The following is a 14,997-nucleotide window of genomic DNA, read 5'->3' on the forward strand; positions in this document are numbered from 1 at the left end:
AGGTGTATCCAATACATAGATGTATCGTAAGGTGATCCGGCATCGCGATTCTGTGTGCCGGGTGTGAACACGAGGCGAATCGCACCGGGAGGGAACGCATGGCGGCAACGGCCACGCGCAGCCGTGAGAACACGAGGGCGCGCCTGCTCGACGCGGCGGCGCAGGTGTTCGCCGAGGTGGGCCTGGAGGGGGCGTCGGTCGAGGCGGTCTGCGAGCGCGCGGGCTTCACGCGCGGCGCGTTCTACTCCAACTTCGACTCCAAGGACGAGCTGTTCCTCATGCTCGCCGCGCGGGTGGCCGATGCCCGCGTGGCCGCCGTGCGCACGCGCGTCGAGCAGATGCGCGCAGAGGGCGAGCTCGGCGACGGGTGCGACCCGACCGACCTCGTGCAGCAGATCATGGAGCTCGGCAGCGACGACCGGCTCGGCGTGATGCTCATGAGCGAGATCCGCATCCGCGCGCTGCGCGATCCCGCGTTCGGTGAGGCCTATCTGGCGCAGGAGCGCGAGATGGTCGGCAGCATCGCCCGGATCGTGGAGGACATCGTCGAGGCCGGGTCGCTGCGGCTGCGCCTGCCCGCGACCGACGCCGCGCGCATGCTCATGATCATCTGGGAGGGCATGACCGTGCGCGGAGCGATGGCCGGCCGCGACGACGCCGAGCTGCGCCACTCCGGCGGCGAGGAGCTCGGTCGCCTCGTGGAACTGCTCGTCGAGTCCTAGCCCGGGTTCCGCGTCGCGAGCTCGTGGTGGCAGCGGGCCAGGCGGGCCAGCCACCACTCGCGCCGCTCGTCCGCCGCGGCCAGGCGCGTGAGTGCATCCGCGTCCGGGGTGACGCGTCCGACCGGGATCGCGCCGTCGACCGGGCGGAGGTCGGCCACGTCGTCGAGGAACAGCGAGCCCGTGCCGAGGCCGCAGTCGAAGCCGAGTGAGGGCAGCGCGGCCGCCAGTGCGGCGCCCTGTGACAGACCGACCGCGGTGTCGAGCGCGCTGGACACGACCGCCGGGAGTCCCGCGGCCGTCACGATCTGCAGCGCGTGGGTGACGCCTCCCAGCGGCTGCGCCTTGATCACGACGATGTCCGCGGCCCCGGCGCGGGCGACGGCGAGGGGGTCGTCCGACTTGCGGATGCTCTCGTCGGCGGCCACCGGGATGCCCATGTACTTCACGCGGGTGCGCAGTTCGGCCAGCTCGGGCACGGTCGCGCACGGCTGCTCGATGTACTCCAGGTCGTACTCCGCCAGGGCGTGCACCGCGTGCTCGGCCTCGTCCACGTTCCACAGCCCGTTGGCGTCGATGCGGACGCGCCCCTCCGGTCCCATGGCCTCGCGGACGGCGCGGACCCGGGCGACGTCATCGGCCAGCAGCTGTCCCGGCTCGGCGACCTTGACCTTCGCGGTGCGGCACCCGGGAAAGCGGCCGAGCACCTCCGGCACGCGGCCGGGCTCGACCGCGGGCACCGTCGCGTTCACGCCGATGCGATCGCGCACGGGGGCCGGTTGCGCGCGCCAGGCGTAGTCGATCGCGGCGGCGAGCCACGTCGCGGCCTCGGCGTCGTCGTACTCCACGAACGGCGAGAACTCGGCCCACCCCTCCGGCCCCTCGAACAGCAGCGCCTCGCGGGTGTCGACGCCGCGGAACCGGGTGTGCATCGTGAGGGCGACGACCCTGGCCGTGTCGAGCAGTTCTGCGAGCGGAGGGATCATGCCCTCATTCTGCGCCACGGGCCGCGCGGCGACGGATCCACGCGCCGACGACCCGGAGCGTATGCCGCACGAACACGTGCCATTGACAATGGTGTGTGACGCACAGTAATGTGGTCGCCATGAACGAGACGCTCGACACGCACCTGCAGGAACTGCGCCGCGGCACCGTGGTGCTGGCCTGCCTGCAGCTGCTGCGCACGGCGGGCTACGGCTACGGGCTGCTGGAAGAGCTCGAGCGCCGCGGCTTCGCGACCGACGCGAACACGCTGTACCCGCTTCTCCGCCGGCTGGAGAAGCAGGAGTACCTGACGAGCGAGTGGAACACCGACGAGGCACGGCCGCGCAAGTTCTACCGCACCTCGGAGGCCGGCATGCGCCTGGCCGACACCCTCACCGACGAATGGCGCGCGCTCACCGCCGCGATCGCCTCCCTCACCACCGAGGAGAACTGACATGACCGCCACTCTCACCGAGCGCTACATCAGCGCGACGATCCGCAGTCTGCCGCCCGAGACGCAGGGCGACGTGCGTGCCGAGCTCGAGGCGTCCATCGCCGACGCCGTCGAGGCCCGCATCGACCTGGGGGAGGACCCGCAGGAGGCCGAGCGCGCCGCGCTGACGGCGCTGGGGGATCCCGGAGCCCTCGCCGCGGGATACGCCGACCGCCCGCTGCACCTGATCGGCCCGCGGTACTACCTCGCCTGGTGGCGGCTGCTGAAGCTGCTGCTGATGATCGTGCCGGTCTGCGCGCTCGGCGGCGTGGCGCTCGGACAGACGATCGCGGGAGCCCCTGTCGGCGAGGTGATCTCCAGCGCCGTCCTGGCCACCGGGGGCACCATCCTGCACGTCTGCTTCTGGACCACGCTCGTGTTCGTCATCCTGGAACGGTCGGGCACCGACGCCGGGATGAAGTGGGACGTCGACCAGCTGCCCGAGGCGTCGGACGACGGCGTCGGCCGCAACGAGCTGATCGCCTCGCTCGTGTTCCTCGGGCTCGCGGTGGGCGCCCTGCTCTGGGATCGGTTCCGCGGCTTCGTGGTGGTCGACGGCGAGGCACTGCCCATCCTCGACCCCGGTCTGTGGCCGTGGGGGATCGGTGTGCTGTTCCTCCTCATCGTCGCCGAGGCCGTGTTCGCGATCGTCGTCTACCGTCGCCGCGGGTGGAGCACCGCGCTCGCCGTGGTGAACACGGTCCTCGCCGTGGCCTTCCTCGCCTGGACCCTGACCCTGCTCCTCACCGGCGACCTGGTGAACCCGGACTTCCTCGCGCACATCGTCGCGGCGGGCGGCGACGGATTCGCCGCCGGTGACGCCGAGGCCGCCGACGAGGGCGGGATCTTCCGCATCCTCGCCGTGCTGCTCGGATTCGGCATCGCACTGGGCGTCGGCTGGGACATCGTCGACGGCTGGCGCAAGGCTCGCCGGCGCTGACCCACGGAGTGCGCCCACCCGGACCGGGTGGGTGCACTCCGCGTCGCTCGGAGGCGGGGAATAGGCTGGGAGACGTGACCGATGCCTTCGTCTCCGACCTGTTCGACCCGTCCGAATGGGTGCTCGCGCCCGGCGCCGAGGACTACACCGACATCACCGCGCACGTGTCGCGCGACGGCGGTGTCGCCCGCATCGCGTTCGACCGGCCCGAGGTGCGCAACGCGTTCCGGCCGCACACGGTCGACGAGCTGTATCGCGCCCTCGACATCGCCCGGCAGGACGCCCGCATCGGCGCGGTGCTCCTCACCGGCAACGGCCCGAGCCCGAAGGACGGCGGCTGGGCGTTCTGCTCCGGCGGTGACCAGCGCATCCGCGGCCGCGATGGCTACAAGTACTCCGACTCCGAGACCGCCCTGGTCGACGGGCAGTCGCGCGCGGCCGTCGGGCGCCTGCACATCCTGGAGGTGCAGCGCCTGATCCGCTTCATGCCGAAGGTGGTCATCGCGGTCGTGCCCGGATGGGCGGCCGGCGGAGGACACTCGCTGCACGTCGTGTGCGACCTCACGATCGCGTCGGCCGAAGAGGCGCGGTTCAAGCAGACCGACGCCGACGTGGGGAGCTTCGACGCCGGCTACGGCTCCGCGTACATGGCGCGCCAGACCGGGCAGAAGTTCGCGCGCGAGGTGTTCTTCCTCGCCGAGGAGTACTCCGCGCAGCGGGCGTACGAGGCGGGCGCTGTGAACCGTGTGGTGCCGCACGCCGAGCTGGAGCGCGAGGCGCTGAAGATGGCGCGCACCGTGCTCACCAAGTCGCCCACCGCGATCCGCATGCTGAAGTTCGCGTTCAATGCGGTCGACGACGGGCTGGTGGGCCAGCAGGTGTTCGCGGGAGAGGCCACCCGTCTCGCCTATGGCACCGACGAGGCGGTCGAGGGTCGCGACTCGTTCCTGGAGAAGCGCGCGCCCGACTGGTCCTCCTTCCCCTGGCACTACTGACCGAGCACATCCCGGAGGCACGCATGACCGCCCTGATCCCGACCGATGCGGAAGACACGGGACAGCTGCGGGACGCACTCCAGCGGGCGCTCGACGGCGGCCCGGCGCTCGGCTTCGGCATGCTGGGCGGTGCTCCGGAGCACGTGGCGGACGGCATAGCGGCGGTCATCGCGACCTCGGGGTCGAGCGGCATCCCCAAGCGCGTGGCCCTGAGCGCGGAGGCGCTGCGGGCGAGCGCCGAGGCCACGGCCGCGCGCATCGGCGAGGGACGGTGGCTGCTCGCGCTCCCGGCCGGTTACGTCGCCGGGCTCCAGGTCATGGTGCGCTCGCTCCTCGCCGGGACGGAGCCGCGGCAGATCGAGGGACGCTTCTCCCCGGTGTCGTTTGCCGAGGCGACGCTGGCCATGCTGCGCCCGGCGGGTGCGGCGGGTGTCCCCGAGCTGTACACCTCGCTCGTGCCCGCCCAGATCGCCACGCTGCTCGACGCGGCGGAGGACACCGCCGTGCGCGCGGCACTGCAGGCGTACCGGGCGATCCTCGTGGGCGGGCAGGCGCTGCCGGAGCCGCTCAGGGAGCGCGCGGGCGACCTGGGCGTGCGGATCGTGCGCACCTACGGCTCGACCGAGACCAGCGGCGGCTGCGTGTACGACGGCGTGCCGCTCGACACGGTCGCGGTGCGGGTGGTCGACGGCGAGCTCCGCATCGCCGGACCCATGCTCGCGGAGGGCTACCTGGGCGACGGCTCGCTCACGGCTCGCACCTTCCTGCACGACGAGCACGGCATCCGGTGGTACCGCACGGGCGACCTCGGCCTCGTGGAGGACGGGGTCGTGCGCGTGCACGGCCGGGCGGACAACGTGATCGTGTCGGGCGGGATCAACATCTCGCTGGACAGGGTGGAGGGCATCGTGCGGCGCGTGCCGGGGCTGCACGAGGCGGTGGTGGTGCCGGTGCCGGACGAGCGCTGGGGTGAGGCGTCGGTGATCGTCGCGCCGCGGGGCGAGGTGCTGCGGCGCAGCGAGGCGGAACAGCTGGGGCAGGCGCGCGAGGCGGTGGCGGCCGAGATCGGCGCGCACGCCCGTCCCTCGCGTCTCGTCCTGGTCGACGAGCTCGCGGTGCTGTCGTCGGGGAAGCCCGACCGCGAGGCGATCCGCCGGTCGGTCGCGGAACTGCACTGAGGCGTCGCCCGCCCGCGGTCCTGCCAGACTGGGGCGCATGGCCACGTACACGCACGGACACCACGAATCCGTCCTCCGCTCGCACAACGTGCGCGACATCGCCAACTCGGCCGCGTACCTCCGCCCGCACCTCACCGCGCAGACGCGACTGCTCGACGTCGGGGCGGGTCCCGGCAGCATCACGGTCGACTTCGCCGGGGCGGTCGCACACGTCACCGCGACCGAGATCGACGAGTCGGCGCTGTCGCTCTCGCGCGACCTGGCGGCGCAGCGCGGCCTCGACAACCTCTCCTTCTCGGTGGAGGACGTGCACGCGCTGAGCTTCGCCGACGACACGTTCGACGTGGTGCACGCGCATCAGGTGCTGCAGCACGTGGCCGATCCGGTGCAGGCGCTGCGGGAGATGCGGCGTGTGACCGTGCCGGGCGGCCTCGTCGCCGCGCGCGATGCCGACTACGCGGGCTTCCTGTGGTTCCCGGTGCTGCCGGAGCTCGACCGGTGGCTCGACCTCTACCGCCGGGCCGCGCGTGCGAACGGGGGCGAGCCGGACGCGGGGCGGCGGCTGCTGGCGTGGGCCCGCGCGGCGGGCTTCCGCGAGGTCACCGCGACCGCGTCCACGTGGTGCTACGCGACCCCGGAGGAGCGCGACTGGTGGGGCGGCATGTGGGCCGACCGCATCCTGGAGTCCGCCCTCGCCCGGCAGCTCGTGGACGAGGGCCTGGCGACCCCGGCCGACCTGCGCGACATCAGCGAGGCGTGGCGGCGGTGGGCGGGCGACGGCGACGGCTGGTTCCTCGTGCCGCACGGCGAGATCCTCGCGCGGGCGTGAGCGGCGGATACATCGGCAGACGGATGTCTCGCCCGGCGTGCTCGCGTAGCGTGGGGGAGTGATCCGGCCGCTCTCCCGCACGGCGCTCATCCTCGACATCGTCGGGGCGGTGCTGCTGTTCGTCATCTTCACTCCGATGTCGGTGGTGTTCTACGCGCCGCCGGTCACCGGAGAGCCGGTCGCGGGCGCCGCGGTGGCGGCGGTCGTCGTCGCCGGGCTCCTGATGTTCGGCGCGGTGGCGATCGGCCGGCTGTCTCCCGGGCTGGCGCTCGTGGGCGCCTGGGCCGGCGCGATCGTCCAGATGCTCGCCGGCTTCGGGCCGCTGCCGATCGACCTCGCGATCCTGCTGGTGCTGTACGCCACGTCGGCCTGGGGGTCGCGCCGCGTGCTGTGGTGGGGCCTCGGCTCGGTGATCGTCGGCGGCGTGATCGCGGCGCTCTACATGGTGTTCGTCAGCGGGGTCGCGTTCGGCACCGGCACCGGGTGGGAGCTCGTGACGGGCGGCACGCTGCTGCTCGCGGCATCCATCATGGCCCTCGGCTTCGCGTGGGTGTGCGGTCTGCTGTGGCGCGTGGTGCTGCGATCGCGGCGCACCAGGGCGGCGCAGCTGCAGGCCGAGGCGCTCGCGGCGGAGGAGCAGGAGCGCGTGCGCATCGCCCGCGACATGCACGACATCGTGGCGCACTCGCTCGCGGTCGTGATCGCGCAGGCCGACGGGGCCCGGTACGCCGCGGCCGTGAAGCCCGAGATGGCGACCGAGGCCCTCGGCACGATCGCCCAGACGGCCCGCGGTGCGTTGAGCGACGTGCGGATGCTGCTCACCCAGCTGCGGCACCGCCAGGGCGACGGTCCGCAGCCCACCCTCGCGGATCTGGAGACGCTGTTCGCGCAGGTGCGCCAGGCAGGTATCGAGCCGCGCGTCACGGTCGACCCGATGCCGCCGGGGGAGCCGCCGGGGGCGATCCAGCTCGCGGTCTACCGCATCCTGCAGGAGGCCCTGACGAACGCGATCCGGCACGGCGACGGGGCGGTGGACGTGCACCTGGCCTGGCTCCCCGACCGCGTGGACATCCAGGTGCGCAACACGGTGGCGGCCGACGCCCCGCCGTCCGCACCGGGTGGGCACGGACTGATCGGGATGCGGGAGCGCGCGCAGCTGGTCGGCGGTAGTCTGCACACCGAGCGCCGTGGTGCGCAGTTCGTCGTCCAGAGCAGCCTGCCGATCGGAGCCTCCCAGTGATCAGAGTCGTGCTCGTCGACGACCAGGCCCTGTTCCGCGCCGGGATCCGCATGCTGGTGGCCTCGCAGCCCGACCTCGAGGTCGTGGGGGAGGCGGGCGACGGCAGGGAGGCGCTCGCGGTGGTCGCCACGACGCGGCCCGACGTGGTGCTGATGGACATCCGGATGCCGGTGATGGACGGCCTGACCGCGACCGCGGAGATCCTCGCCCGGCCGGAGCCTCCGCGGATCGTGATGCTCACCACGTTCGACCTCGACGAGGCCGCGGCCCGCGCGATCCGGCAGGGCGCGAGCGGCTTCCTCCTCAAAGACGCCGATCCGGAGTTCCTGCTCGCGGCGATCCGCACGGTGCACGCGGGGTCCAGCGTGATCGCGGCGTCGGCGACCCGCGAGCTGTTCGCGCACTTCGCCGAGGCGCCCCGCCCCGTCCCGCCGCAGTACGGCGAGCTGACCGAGCGCGAGCGGGAGATCTTCGCGCTCGCCGCGCGGGGTCTGTCGAACGCGGAGATCGCGGCGCGGGAGTTCCTGAGCGAGGCGACCGTGAAGACGCACATCAGCCGGATCCTCACGAAGCTGGCGCTGCGCGACCGCGTGCAGCTGGTGGTGTTCGCTTTCGAGCACGGTCTGGCCTGAGCGCGACCGCGTCCTCCGCGAGATCATCCTTCCGATGTATCGGGATGCTCCCGATGGCCGACGCGGTGCCCTGGACGGCGGAAATAGCGTCGAGGACATGGAGATCACGACCAGCGACCTCGGGCTCGCCGCCCGCGTCCAGCACCTGAAGAAGACCTACGGCTCCGGTGAGGGCACGGTCCACGCGCTCGACGACGTGAGCGTCGGCATCCGCCGCGGCCAGTTCACCGCGATCATGGGGCCGTCCGGCTCCGGCAAGTCCACGCTCATGCACATCATGGCCGGGCTCGACAGCCCCACCGAGGGCCGGGCGTGGATCGGCGACACCGAGATCACGGGGCTGAGCGACCTCGACCTCACGCTGCTCCGGCGCCGCCGCGTCGGCTTCATCTTCCAGGCGTTCAACCTGGTGCCCACGCTCGACGCCCTCGGCAACATCCTGCTGCCGTTCGAGCTCGACGGTCGCCGGCCGAGCGCGATCGAGCGGGCCCGCATCGACGGCCTCATCGACACCCTCGGTCTCGGGCCGCGCCTCGCGCACCGTCCCCACCAGCTGTCGGGCGGCCAGCAGCAGCGGGTCGCGATCGCCAGGGCGCTCGCCACGGCCCCCGACCTCGTGTTCGCCGACGAGCCCACCGGCAACCTCGACTCGAAGACCGGCCGGGAGGTGCTGCGCCTGCTCGCCTCCGCGAGCCGCGAGCACGGCCAGTCCATCGCGATGGTCACGCACGACGCGATCGCCGCGAGCCATGCCGACCGGGTGCTGTACCTGGGCGACGGCCGCATCGTCGCCGACCACCCCCGCCAGACCGCCGAGCAGATCTCCGCGTACATGCTGGCCGCCGAGGTGACGGCATGACCGCCGTCGCGACCGTCGTCCCGGAGACCAGGGCGACCGGTCCTCGCCTGGGCTGGCTGCGCGACCGCGGCATGGGTGCGAGCATCCTGGTCGCGGCGCTGTCCGCCGCCTTCGGCGTCTTCCTCGTCGAGATCACCGCCTACATCGGCGCGGTGCTCCAGTCCGACCCGTTCATCGGCGACAGCGGCACCCTCGCCGTCGTCGTCGCGATTCTCTCGGTGCTGCTCACGGCGGTGGCCATGTACGTCGCCGCGATCGTCACGGCCAACACGTTCTCGACCATCATCGCCGGCCGCACCCGTCAGATCGCCCTGCTGCGCCTGATCGGTGCCACGGCGCGCTCGCAGCGCGGACAGGTCGGACGACAGGGACTCATGGTGGGTCTGCTCGGTGCCGCCATCGGGCTCCTCGCCGGTCTCGCGCTCTCCGCGGCGGCCGTCGAGATCGGGGGACGGTTCGTCGCCAACGCCCCGACGGACTTCACGCTCGCGCAGCCCGCGCTCGCACTCCCGGCGATCGGCGTCGCGCTCACGACGTGGGCGGCCGCGTGGGTGGGGTCGCGCCGCGTGCTCGCTGTCACGCCGTTGCAGGCGCTCGGCGGAGCGGTCGAGCGCACGCACGATGAGGTCTCGGGCCGGACGGGGCGCCACGTGGGGGCGTGGGTGCTGCTGATCTCGGGTGCCGCGCTGCTCGCCGGCGGCGTGATCCTCGGGCTCGTGACCCCGCTCGGCGTGGTCGTGGCGTTCTTCGGCGGCATCCTGTCGTTCACCGGGCTCGCGCTCGGGTCGGTGCTGTTCATGCCGCCCGTGCTGCGGCTCGTCGGTCGGCTGTTCGGATCGAGCGCGACCGCACGGCTCGCGGCCGAGAACGCCCTCCGCTACCCGGAGCGCTCGTCGCGCATGGCGATCGGCGTCGTGATGGGCGTGACCCTCGTGACCATGTTCGCCGTGGCTCTCGAGTCCGCCAAGCGCCTCATGATGAGCCAGACCACCGAGGAGATCCCGCCGGAGTTCTTCGCGCCGTTCGACGCCTTCGCGGCCATCATGATGGTGCTCGTGGCGGTGTCGGCGGTGATCGCCGCGGTCGGCCTGGTCAACCTGCTCACGATCGGGGTCGTACAGCGTCGGCGTGAGCTGGGGCTGCTGCGGTCGATCGGCCTCTCCAACGGACAGGTGCGCCGCTTGGTGCTGCTGGAGGCGACGCACATCACGGTCGCCGCGACCCTCACCGGGCTCGTGCTCGGCGTGGCCTACGGCTGGATCGCGGCGCAGTCGCTGCTCGGCTCGGTGCCCACGCTGCCCGAGTTCACCCCGGCCGGCCTCGTCGCCCCGCAGGTGCCGTGGCTGCCGGTCGTGATCATCGTCGCGGCGACCGCGGTCCTCACGCTCGTGGCGGCCGCGACGCCCACGCGCCTCGCGACGCGCGTGGCACCGGTCGAGGCGCTCGCCGCGGACTGACGCCCCTAGGCTGGACGGGTGCCGTCGCCGTTCGATCAGTCCACGTATCAGGTCCGCCTCGACTGGGGGGTCGCCGGGCTCCGGCGGCTCGCGCCGTCCGACGTGATCGTGGTGGTCGACGTGCTGCGGTTCTCGTCCGTCGTGGCGGAGGCTGTCGCGGAGGGCGCCGAGGTCCCGCTGGCCGGAGCGCTCGAGTGGTCGCGCAACGGGGCGGCGGTGGCGGCCGCTGCTCCGGCCGAGGCCACGGTGCTGCTCGGCTCGCTGCGCAACGCCCGGGCCGTGGCCGCAGCGGTGCAGGCGGAGCAGGAGCGTCGTCAGGGCCGCACCTCGGTCGCGATCATCCCGGCGGGAGAGCTCGACGAGGCAGGGGAGCTGCGCTTCGCCGCGGAGGACCTGCTGGGGGCCGGAGCGATCGCGGCGGCGCTCACCGACCGCGGCATCGACCACACGGCACCCGATGCGGCCGTCGCCGCCGAGGGTTTCCGGGCGCTGCGGCGGGCGCTGCGGCACCTGGTGGGGGCCACCGGCTCCGCGCGCGAGCTCGCGGCGGGGGTCGCGGCCACGGAGCGCCTGACCGCTGCGGGGCTCACCCCCCTCGCCCCCGTCGAGGCTGCGGCACTGGATGCGATCGACGCGGTGCCGGTGCTGCGCGATGGGCGGTTCGTCCGCCACACCTGAGCGCGCGGTGCCACCGGTCACACGGCGGACCGCCGCGCCGACGAGCCGATGACGGTGGCGCGGCGTAGGGTCGGGGCATGAGATACCTCCCCGCTCTCATCGTCGACGCCGTGCTCGTCCTGGTCTTCGCCGCGATCGGGCGGGCATCCCATCAAGAAGACCCGGCCGGGTTCCTCCTCACCGCCTGGCCCTTCCTGGTCGCGCTGCTGGTCGGGTACGCGGTGGCGCTGCTGCTCCCGGCACGACCGCGGCGACCGTGGTCGCTGGCGTGGGGTGCCGTCGTGTGGGTCGTCACGGTCGCGGGCGGCATGCTGCTGCGAGTGCTGAGCGGCGACACGGCCGAGGTGCCCTTCATCGTTGTCGCGTCGATCGTGCTGGGGCTGTTCCTGGTGGGCTGGCGGGGGCTCGCGGCGCTGGTGCGGCGCCTGCGCGCGTCGTCCGACCGGGGCTCGGCCTCCGCGCCGCAGACCCGCCCGTCGGCGGCGGCGTTCCCCGCGGCCGTGCCGGAACCGGGTGCGGCGGCCACGCGTGCCCCGGAGGCGTCGGCGGCGGACGATCCCGCCGAGGCGCCGGAGTCGCGCGACCCCGATCCCGCCTGAGCCGGCTCGCGGCGGACGGCGACTGCGCGGAGCCGCGGGCGTCGTCAGCGCGGCAGCTGCGCCGCGAGTCGGGCGTCCGTGGTGATCTCGCGGCGTGTCCAGGCGAAGAGGTGCCGGGAGTCGAACGTGCGCGAGCACCGGGCGCACGAGGTGGCCCGCGTCGGGCGGCGGTGGCGATAGGTCACGTGCCCCGCGGGGCAGTGCCCCACCCACGGCGCCAGCTCGACCGCGGTCTCGCCGTGGTGGGTGGTGCCGCCGACGTAGCCGAGGTCGGCGGCGACGCGTTTCCACGCGGGGCCGTGCGCCGCCGCGTGACCCGCGAGCGCATGGGCCACCTCGTGCAGCAGGACCTGGTGGATCTCGTCGTCCTCGAAGCGGGCGGCGAGGTAGCGCGATACCGTGATGCGCTTGTTCGTGTAGTCGCACTGCCCGGCACGGCGCTTGGCATGGTCGAAGTCGAACGTCCAGCTGTCGTCGAGGTGCAGCCGGATCAGTGCCTCGCCCCAGACGCGCACTCGGGTCAGTTCCGCCATGGGCTCAGGGTAATCCACGGCGGGGACATCGGGGTGCTTCGGCTCAGCCCGCGATGAGCTGCGACGGTCGGTGCCGTTCGGCGGCCTCGATCGCCAGCAGCACGGTCTCCAGCTCGCTGTCGGCCGCGCCCGACTCGCGCCGCAGGAACAGCGACTGCTTGAAGCTCTCCCGCGCGGTGTCGAAGTCGCCGGCCTCGTAGGCGTTCTTGCCGTGGTGCTGGTAGGCGAACGCGGCGATCGACAGCCAGCGCTGCCCCTCGGCCTCGGAGGCGCACGTGGCCAGCTCCTGCTCGGCGGCCGCATGGGCGCCGCGGTACTGCAGGATCGTGGCGTGCAGCACGCGGGCGCGCAGCACGTCCCGGCGGGTTCCGGCCATCCGCGCCTGGCGCACGGTCTCCTCGGCGAGCACGAGCGCCTCGTCGAGACGGTCGAGCACCTTCAGCAGCCACACGCGCTCGAGCAGTGCGGGCAGGGAGCGCTGCTCCTCGATCTCGGTCAGGCGGGCAGCGCACTCGTCGAGATCGACCAGTTCGCGGAGGGTCTCCCGGTCGTAACCCCGGATCAAACTCATTGCTCTCCTTCTGATGCGTCCCCGCCGCGTCCCCGTCCAGTGTGCCTGGCGTCTGCGCGGTCTCGAAGGCGGCGCGCCCTGGTCAGCGCAGGAACAGCGATGCGTCAGGGCGGGGCGACGCGACGGCGTCCGCGTCCGTCACGACGCGAGCTCCCTGGAGGAACGCCTCCGCCTCCGCGCCCTGGGCGATCTTGGCGGGGTGGGGTCCGGCCGCGAGCAGTCGCGGCAGCCACTCGGTGGGCAGCGGCGCGGCGGATGCCGCGAGCACGAGGTTGCCGAATCGCCGTCCCTTGAGCACCTGCGTGTCGGCGAGGATGCCGAGCTCGGGCAGCACGGCGGCGATGGTCGCGGCCTGGCGCCGGGCGAACGCGAGCCCCGGTCCGTCCGCGACGTTCACCAGCAGCACGCCACCGGGGGCGAGCAGCCCGGAGAGCTCGCGGTAGAACTCGACGCTCGTGAGATGGGCGGGCGTCTGCGCGCCGGAGTACACGTCCGACACCACGAGGTCGCAGGCGTGGTGCAGTGCGGCGGGCAGGCGCCCCACACCCTCCCGTGCGTCGCCGATGCGCAGCCGGATGGCCGCGCCCTTCGGGAGGGGGAGGTGCTCCCGGACGAGCTGCACGAGCGGTGCCTCCAGCTCGATCACCTGCTGGCGCGAGCCGGGTCGCGTGGCCTCGATGTAGCGGGGGATCGTGAGCGCGCCGGCACCGAGGTGCACGGCGGTGAGCGGACCGGCGGGCAGCTGGTCGATCACGGCGCCCATCCGCACGATGTACTCGAAGTGCAGGTGGGTCGGGTCGTCGAGGTCGACGTGCGACTGCGGGGTGTCGTCGACGATGAGCTCGAAGCCGCTCGTGAACTCGGAGGGGACGATGCGGGCGATGCCGCCGTGATCGAGCCGGGTCTGCGGGTGCTCGGTGTCTCGCGCGCGCGTCCGGCCCATGCTCCGAGCCTACGCGCTGCGCCGACCGCTCAGCGCTGGTTGCCGACCGCGCACGTCTCCTGCTCGAGCGTCTGACCGGAGACGTCCGGGGGCAGGGTGGCCCGCGCGTCGGGCGTCTCGGTCGGCGCGGGGGTCGCGGCGGTGCCGTCGGTCTCGCCCGGCGCCGGTGTCACGAGCTCCACGCCGCGGCGGGTCGCCACGTCGCCGGTCAGCTGCAGCGGCTGTCCGGACTTGATGGCCGCCCACAGCTGTTCGGCCGCGGCCTCGTTGGGCACCACGCGGTCGTCGTCGTCGGGGTCGACCACGTTGGGGTACTGCACGAAGACGAAGTCGCTGAACTTCACGTCCTTCAGGGCGAGCGCGAGCTGCGCGAGCCGGAGCGGGTCGTTGAGCGATTCGCTGGGGTCGATGTTGTCGGCCACGGCGTTCGCGATGCGCAGCACCTTCGGCACATCGGTGAGCGTCTCCTCGCTGAGCACCTTCTTCGCGAGGCGCGACATGTACTGCTGCTGGTTGGAGATGCGTGCCAGGTCGCTCTCGTCGCCCACGCCGTGCCTGGTGCGGATGAACTGCAGTGCCTCGACGCCCGACACGGTGCGCATGCCCGCCGGCCAGTCGATGCCCGTGTGCCGGTCGCGGATGCCCTCTCCCGCGATGCACACCTCGACGCCGCCGATCGCGTCGGTCACGGCCATCACGCCGTCGAAGCTGATGGCGGCGGCGAACTCGATCGGGATGTCGCCGAGCGTGCTGACGGTCTTCGCGACGCACGAGAGCCCGGCGTGCTCGAACAGGGAGTTCATGCGCGCCTTCTGCATGGCCGACGCGACGGAGCCGTCGGGCCGGGTGCACTCCGGCACCTCGACGCCGAGGTCGCGGGGGAGCGAGACGACCGTGACGTTGCGGGGCTCGGCCGAGACGTGCACGAGGAGGGTGACGTCGTTGCGGCGGAGTCCGTCGGCCTCTTCGCACCGCTCCGCGAACAGCGCGGTCGCGCGCTCTCCGCACTCGTCCGTCCCGGCGATCAGGATGCTGAAGGACTTGTCGGCGGGGTAGGCGCCGATGGTGGGCGGGTCGACCTCGGGGGCTCCCTCCAGCACCACGGCGTCGTCGCCGATGCGGGCGAACAGGTCGACGATCAGGAACGTGCCGACGCCGATGACGGAGACCAGCACGACGGCGAGGGAGATGCCGAGGAGCCGGAAGACCCGTCCGGCGGTGCTGCGCGTGCGCTGCGGGGCGTGGCGGGCGATGGTCGGGCGATCGGCGTCGTGTCCGCGGCGTGGCATAGGCGCGAGCCTACCGGCGGAGCCCGATGTTACGGGGGTGTGACGATTCTGGGAGGAA

The 14,997-nt window shown here is 72.9% G+C and carries 17 protein-coding genes; 12 read left to right on the top strand and 5 right to left on the bottom strand.

Translation table 11 applies throughout. The features are described from left to right. Window positions 1-98: 98 nt before the first annotated feature. Window positions 99-722 carry a TetR/AcrR family transcriptional regulator gene (locus tag ACFWCH_RS09250; RefSeq protein ID WP_136029756.1) on the top strand — a complete coding sequence of 208 codons (624 nt, stop codon included), beginning with the start codon at window positions 99-101 and terminating at the stop codon, window positions 720-722. Here ACFWCH_RS09250 and ACFWCH_RS09255 read toward each other — a convergent pair. Next, window positions 719-1,705: an o-succinylbenzoate synthase gene (locus tag ACFWCH_RS09255; protein ID WP_378803412.1), complete on the bottom strand. Its 987-nt coding sequence runs from the start codon at window positions 1,703-1,705 to the stop codon at window positions 719-721. The genes ACFWCH_RS09250 and ACFWCH_RS09255 overlap by 4 nt on opposite strands. A gap of 119 nt (window positions 1,706-1,824) precedes the next feature. Here ACFWCH_RS09255 and ACFWCH_RS09260 point away from each other — a divergent pair, with 119 nt between their 5' ends. The 11 genes from ACFWCH_RS09260 (at window position 1,825) to ACFWCH_RS09310 (ending at window position 11,603) form a co-directional block, all read left to right on the top strand. Next, on the top strand, window positions 1,825-2,157 hold the full coding sequence (locus ACFWCH_RS09260; protein ID WP_136029762.1) for a PadR family transcriptional regulator: 333 nt from the start codon (window positions 1,825-1,827) through the stop codon (window positions 2,155-2,157). 1 nt (window position 2,158) lies between these two features. Further along, entirely contained in the window at window positions 2,159-3,136 is a 978-nt protein-coding gene (locus ACFWCH_RS09265) for a permease prefix domain 1-containing protein (RefSeq protein ID WP_247981273.1), read from the top strand. Between the two features lie 74 nt (window positions 3,137-3,210). Next, entirely contained in the window at window positions 3,211-4,131 is a 921-nt protein-coding gene (locus ACFWCH_RS09270; protein WP_136029765.1) for a 1,4-dihydroxy-2-naphthoyl-CoA synthase, read from the top strand. 23 nt (window positions 4,132-4,154) lie between these two features. Next, window positions 4,155-5,309, top strand: a complete 1,155-nt coding sequence (locus ACFWCH_RS09275; RefSeq protein WP_205814424.1) for an AMP-binding protein — start codon at window positions 4,155-4,157, stop codon at window positions 5,307-5,309. A 37-nt stretch (window positions 5,310-5,346) separates the two neighbouring features. After that, window positions 5,347-6,138, top strand: a complete 792-nt coding sequence (locus tag ACFWCH_RS09280; protein WP_247981275.1) for a class I SAM-dependent methyltransferase — start codon at window positions 5,347-5,349, stop codon at window positions 6,136-6,138. A gap of 58 nt (window positions 6,139-6,196) precedes the next feature. Then, entirely contained in the window at window positions 6,197-7,378 is a 1,182-nt protein-coding gene (locus ACFWCH_RS09285) for a sensor histidine kinase (protein WP_136037167.1), read from the top strand. Further along, window positions 7,375-8,010 carry a response regulator transcription factor gene (locus tag ACFWCH_RS09290; RefSeq protein ID WP_136029771.1) on the top strand — a complete coding sequence of 212 codons (636 nt, stop codon included), beginning with the start codon at window positions 7,375-7,377 and terminating at the stop codon, window positions 8,008-8,010. The genes ACFWCH_RS09285 and ACFWCH_RS09290 overlap by 4 nt, the downstream gene beginning before the upstream one ends. Before the next feature lie 97 nt (window positions 8,011-8,107). Continuing rightward, complete coding sequence (locus tag ACFWCH_RS09295) at window positions 8,108-8,869, top strand: ABC transporter ATP-binding protein (protein WP_247638389.1); 762 nt, start codon at window positions 8,108-8,110, stop codon at window positions 8,867-8,869. After that, the gene (locus ACFWCH_RS09300) at window positions 8,866-10,326 is read left to right on the top strand and encodes an ABC transporter permease (protein WP_247638390.1); all 1,461 of its coding nucleotides are present in this window, start codon (window positions 8,866-8,868) and stop codon (window positions 10,324-10,326) included. Before ACFWCH_RS09295 ends, ACFWCH_RS09300 begins: the two co-directional genes overlap by 4 nt. Before the next feature lie 18 nt (window positions 10,327-10,344). Beyond that, window positions 10,345-11,004 (top strand): 2-phosphosulfolactate phosphatase, encoded by a 660-nt coding sequence (locus tag ACFWCH_RS09305; RefSeq protein ID WP_378803413.1) that lies wholly within the window; start codon window positions 10,345-10,347, stop codon window positions 11,002-11,004. A gap of 77 nt (window positions 11,005-11,081) precedes the next feature. After that, window positions 11,082-11,603, top strand: a complete 522-nt coding sequence (locus tag ACFWCH_RS09310; protein ID WP_378803414.1) for a DUF3054 family protein — start codon at window positions 11,082-11,084, stop codon at window positions 11,601-11,603. Window positions 11,604-11,647: 44 nt separating this feature from the next. Here the strand turns inward: ACFWCH_RS09310 and ACFWCH_RS09315 are convergent, their stop codons facing one another. From ACFWCH_RS09315 to ACFWCH_RS09330, 4 genes are all read right to left on the bottom strand, one after another. Beyond that, window positions 11,648-12,136 (bottom strand): SprT-like domain-containing protein, encoded by a 489-nt coding sequence (locus ACFWCH_RS09315; protein WP_136032277.1) that lies wholly within the window; start codon window positions 12,134-12,136, stop codon window positions 11,648-11,650. Window positions 12,137-12,179: 43 nt separating this feature from the next. Beyond that, complete coding sequence (locus ACFWCH_RS09320; protein WP_136032279.1) at window positions 12,180-12,707, bottom strand: hypothetical protein; 528 nt, start codon at window positions 12,705-12,707, stop codon at window positions 12,180-12,182. Window positions 12,708-12,789: 82 nt separating this feature from the next. Then, window positions 12,790-13,650, bottom strand: coding sequence for a spermidine synthase (locus tag ACFWCH_RS09325; protein ID WP_136032281.1), 861 nt, complete (start codon window positions 13,648-13,650; stop codon window positions 12,790-12,792). 29 nt (window positions 13,651-13,679) lie between these two features. Beyond that, on the bottom strand, window positions 13,680-14,939 hold the full coding sequence (locus ACFWCH_RS09330) for an LCP family protein (RefSeq protein ID WP_136036356.1): 1,260 nt from the start codon (window positions 14,937-14,939) through the stop codon (window positions 13,680-13,682). Window positions 14,940-14,997: the final 58 nt, after the last annotated feature.

The sequence above is a fragment of the Microbacterium sp. NPDC060132 genome (genome assembly GCF_042729675.1).
Classification (GTDB): domain Bacteria; phylum Actinomycetota; class Actinomycetes; order Actinomycetales; family Microbacteriaceae; genus Microbacterium; species Microbacterium sufflavum.

What these genes read in the sequence shown, in the direction of transcription:
- ACFWCH_RS09250 (WP_136029756.1), top strand. Translation starts at nt 99, where the DNA reads ATGGCGGCAACGGCCACGCGCAGCCGTGAGAACACGAGGGCGCGCCTG.
- ACFWCH_RS09255 (WP_378803412.1), bottom strand. Translation starts at nt 1,705, where the DNA reads ATGATCCCTCCGCTCGCAGAACTGCTCGACACGGCCAGGGTCGTCGCC.
- ACFWCH_RS09260 (WP_136029762.1), top strand. Translation starts at nt 1,825, where the DNA reads ATGAACGAGACGCTCGACACGCACCTGCAGGAACTGCGCCGCGGCACC.
- ACFWCH_RS09265 (WP_247981273.1), top strand. Translation starts at nt 2,159, where the DNA reads ATGACCGCCACTCTCACCGAGCGCTACATCAGCGCGACGATCCGCAGT.
- ACFWCH_RS09275 (WP_205814424.1), top strand. Translation starts at nt 4,155, where the DNA reads ATGACCGCCCTGATCCCGACCGATGCGGAAGACACGGGACAGCTGCGG.
- ACFWCH_RS09280 (WP_247981275.1), top strand. Translation starts at nt 5,347, where the DNA reads ATGGCCACGTACACGCACGGACACCACGAATCCGTCCTCCGCTCGCAC.
- ACFWCH_RS09295 (WP_247638389.1), top strand. Translation starts at nt 8,108, where the DNA reads ATGGAGATCACGACCAGCGACCTCGGGCTCGCCGCCCGCGTCCAGCAC.
- ACFWCH_RS09300 (WP_247638390.1), top strand. Translation starts at nt 8,866, where the DNA reads ATGACCGCCGTCGCGACCGTCGTCCCGGAGACCAGGGCGACCGGTCCT.
- ACFWCH_RS09310 (WP_378803414.1), top strand. Translation starts at nt 11,082, where the DNA reads ATGAGATACCTCCCCGCTCTCATCGTCGACGCCGTGCTCGTCCTGGTC.
- ACFWCH_RS09315 (WP_136032277.1), bottom strand. Translation starts at nt 12,136, where the DNA reads ATGGCGGAACTGACCCGAGTGCGCGTCTGGGGCGAGGCACTGATCCGG.
- ACFWCH_RS09320 (WP_136032279.1), bottom strand. Translation starts at nt 12,707, where the DNA reads ATGAGTTTGATCCGGGGTTACGACCGGGAGACCCTCCGCGAACTGGTC.
- ACFWCH_RS09325 (WP_136032281.1), bottom strand. Translation starts at nt 13,650, where the DNA reads ATGGGCCGGACGCGCGCGCGAGACACCGAGCACCCGCAGACCCGGCTC.
- ACFWCH_RS09330 (WP_136036356.1), bottom strand. Translation starts at nt 14,939, where the DNA reads ATGCCACGCCGCGGACACGACGCCGATCGCCCGACCATCGCCCGCCAC.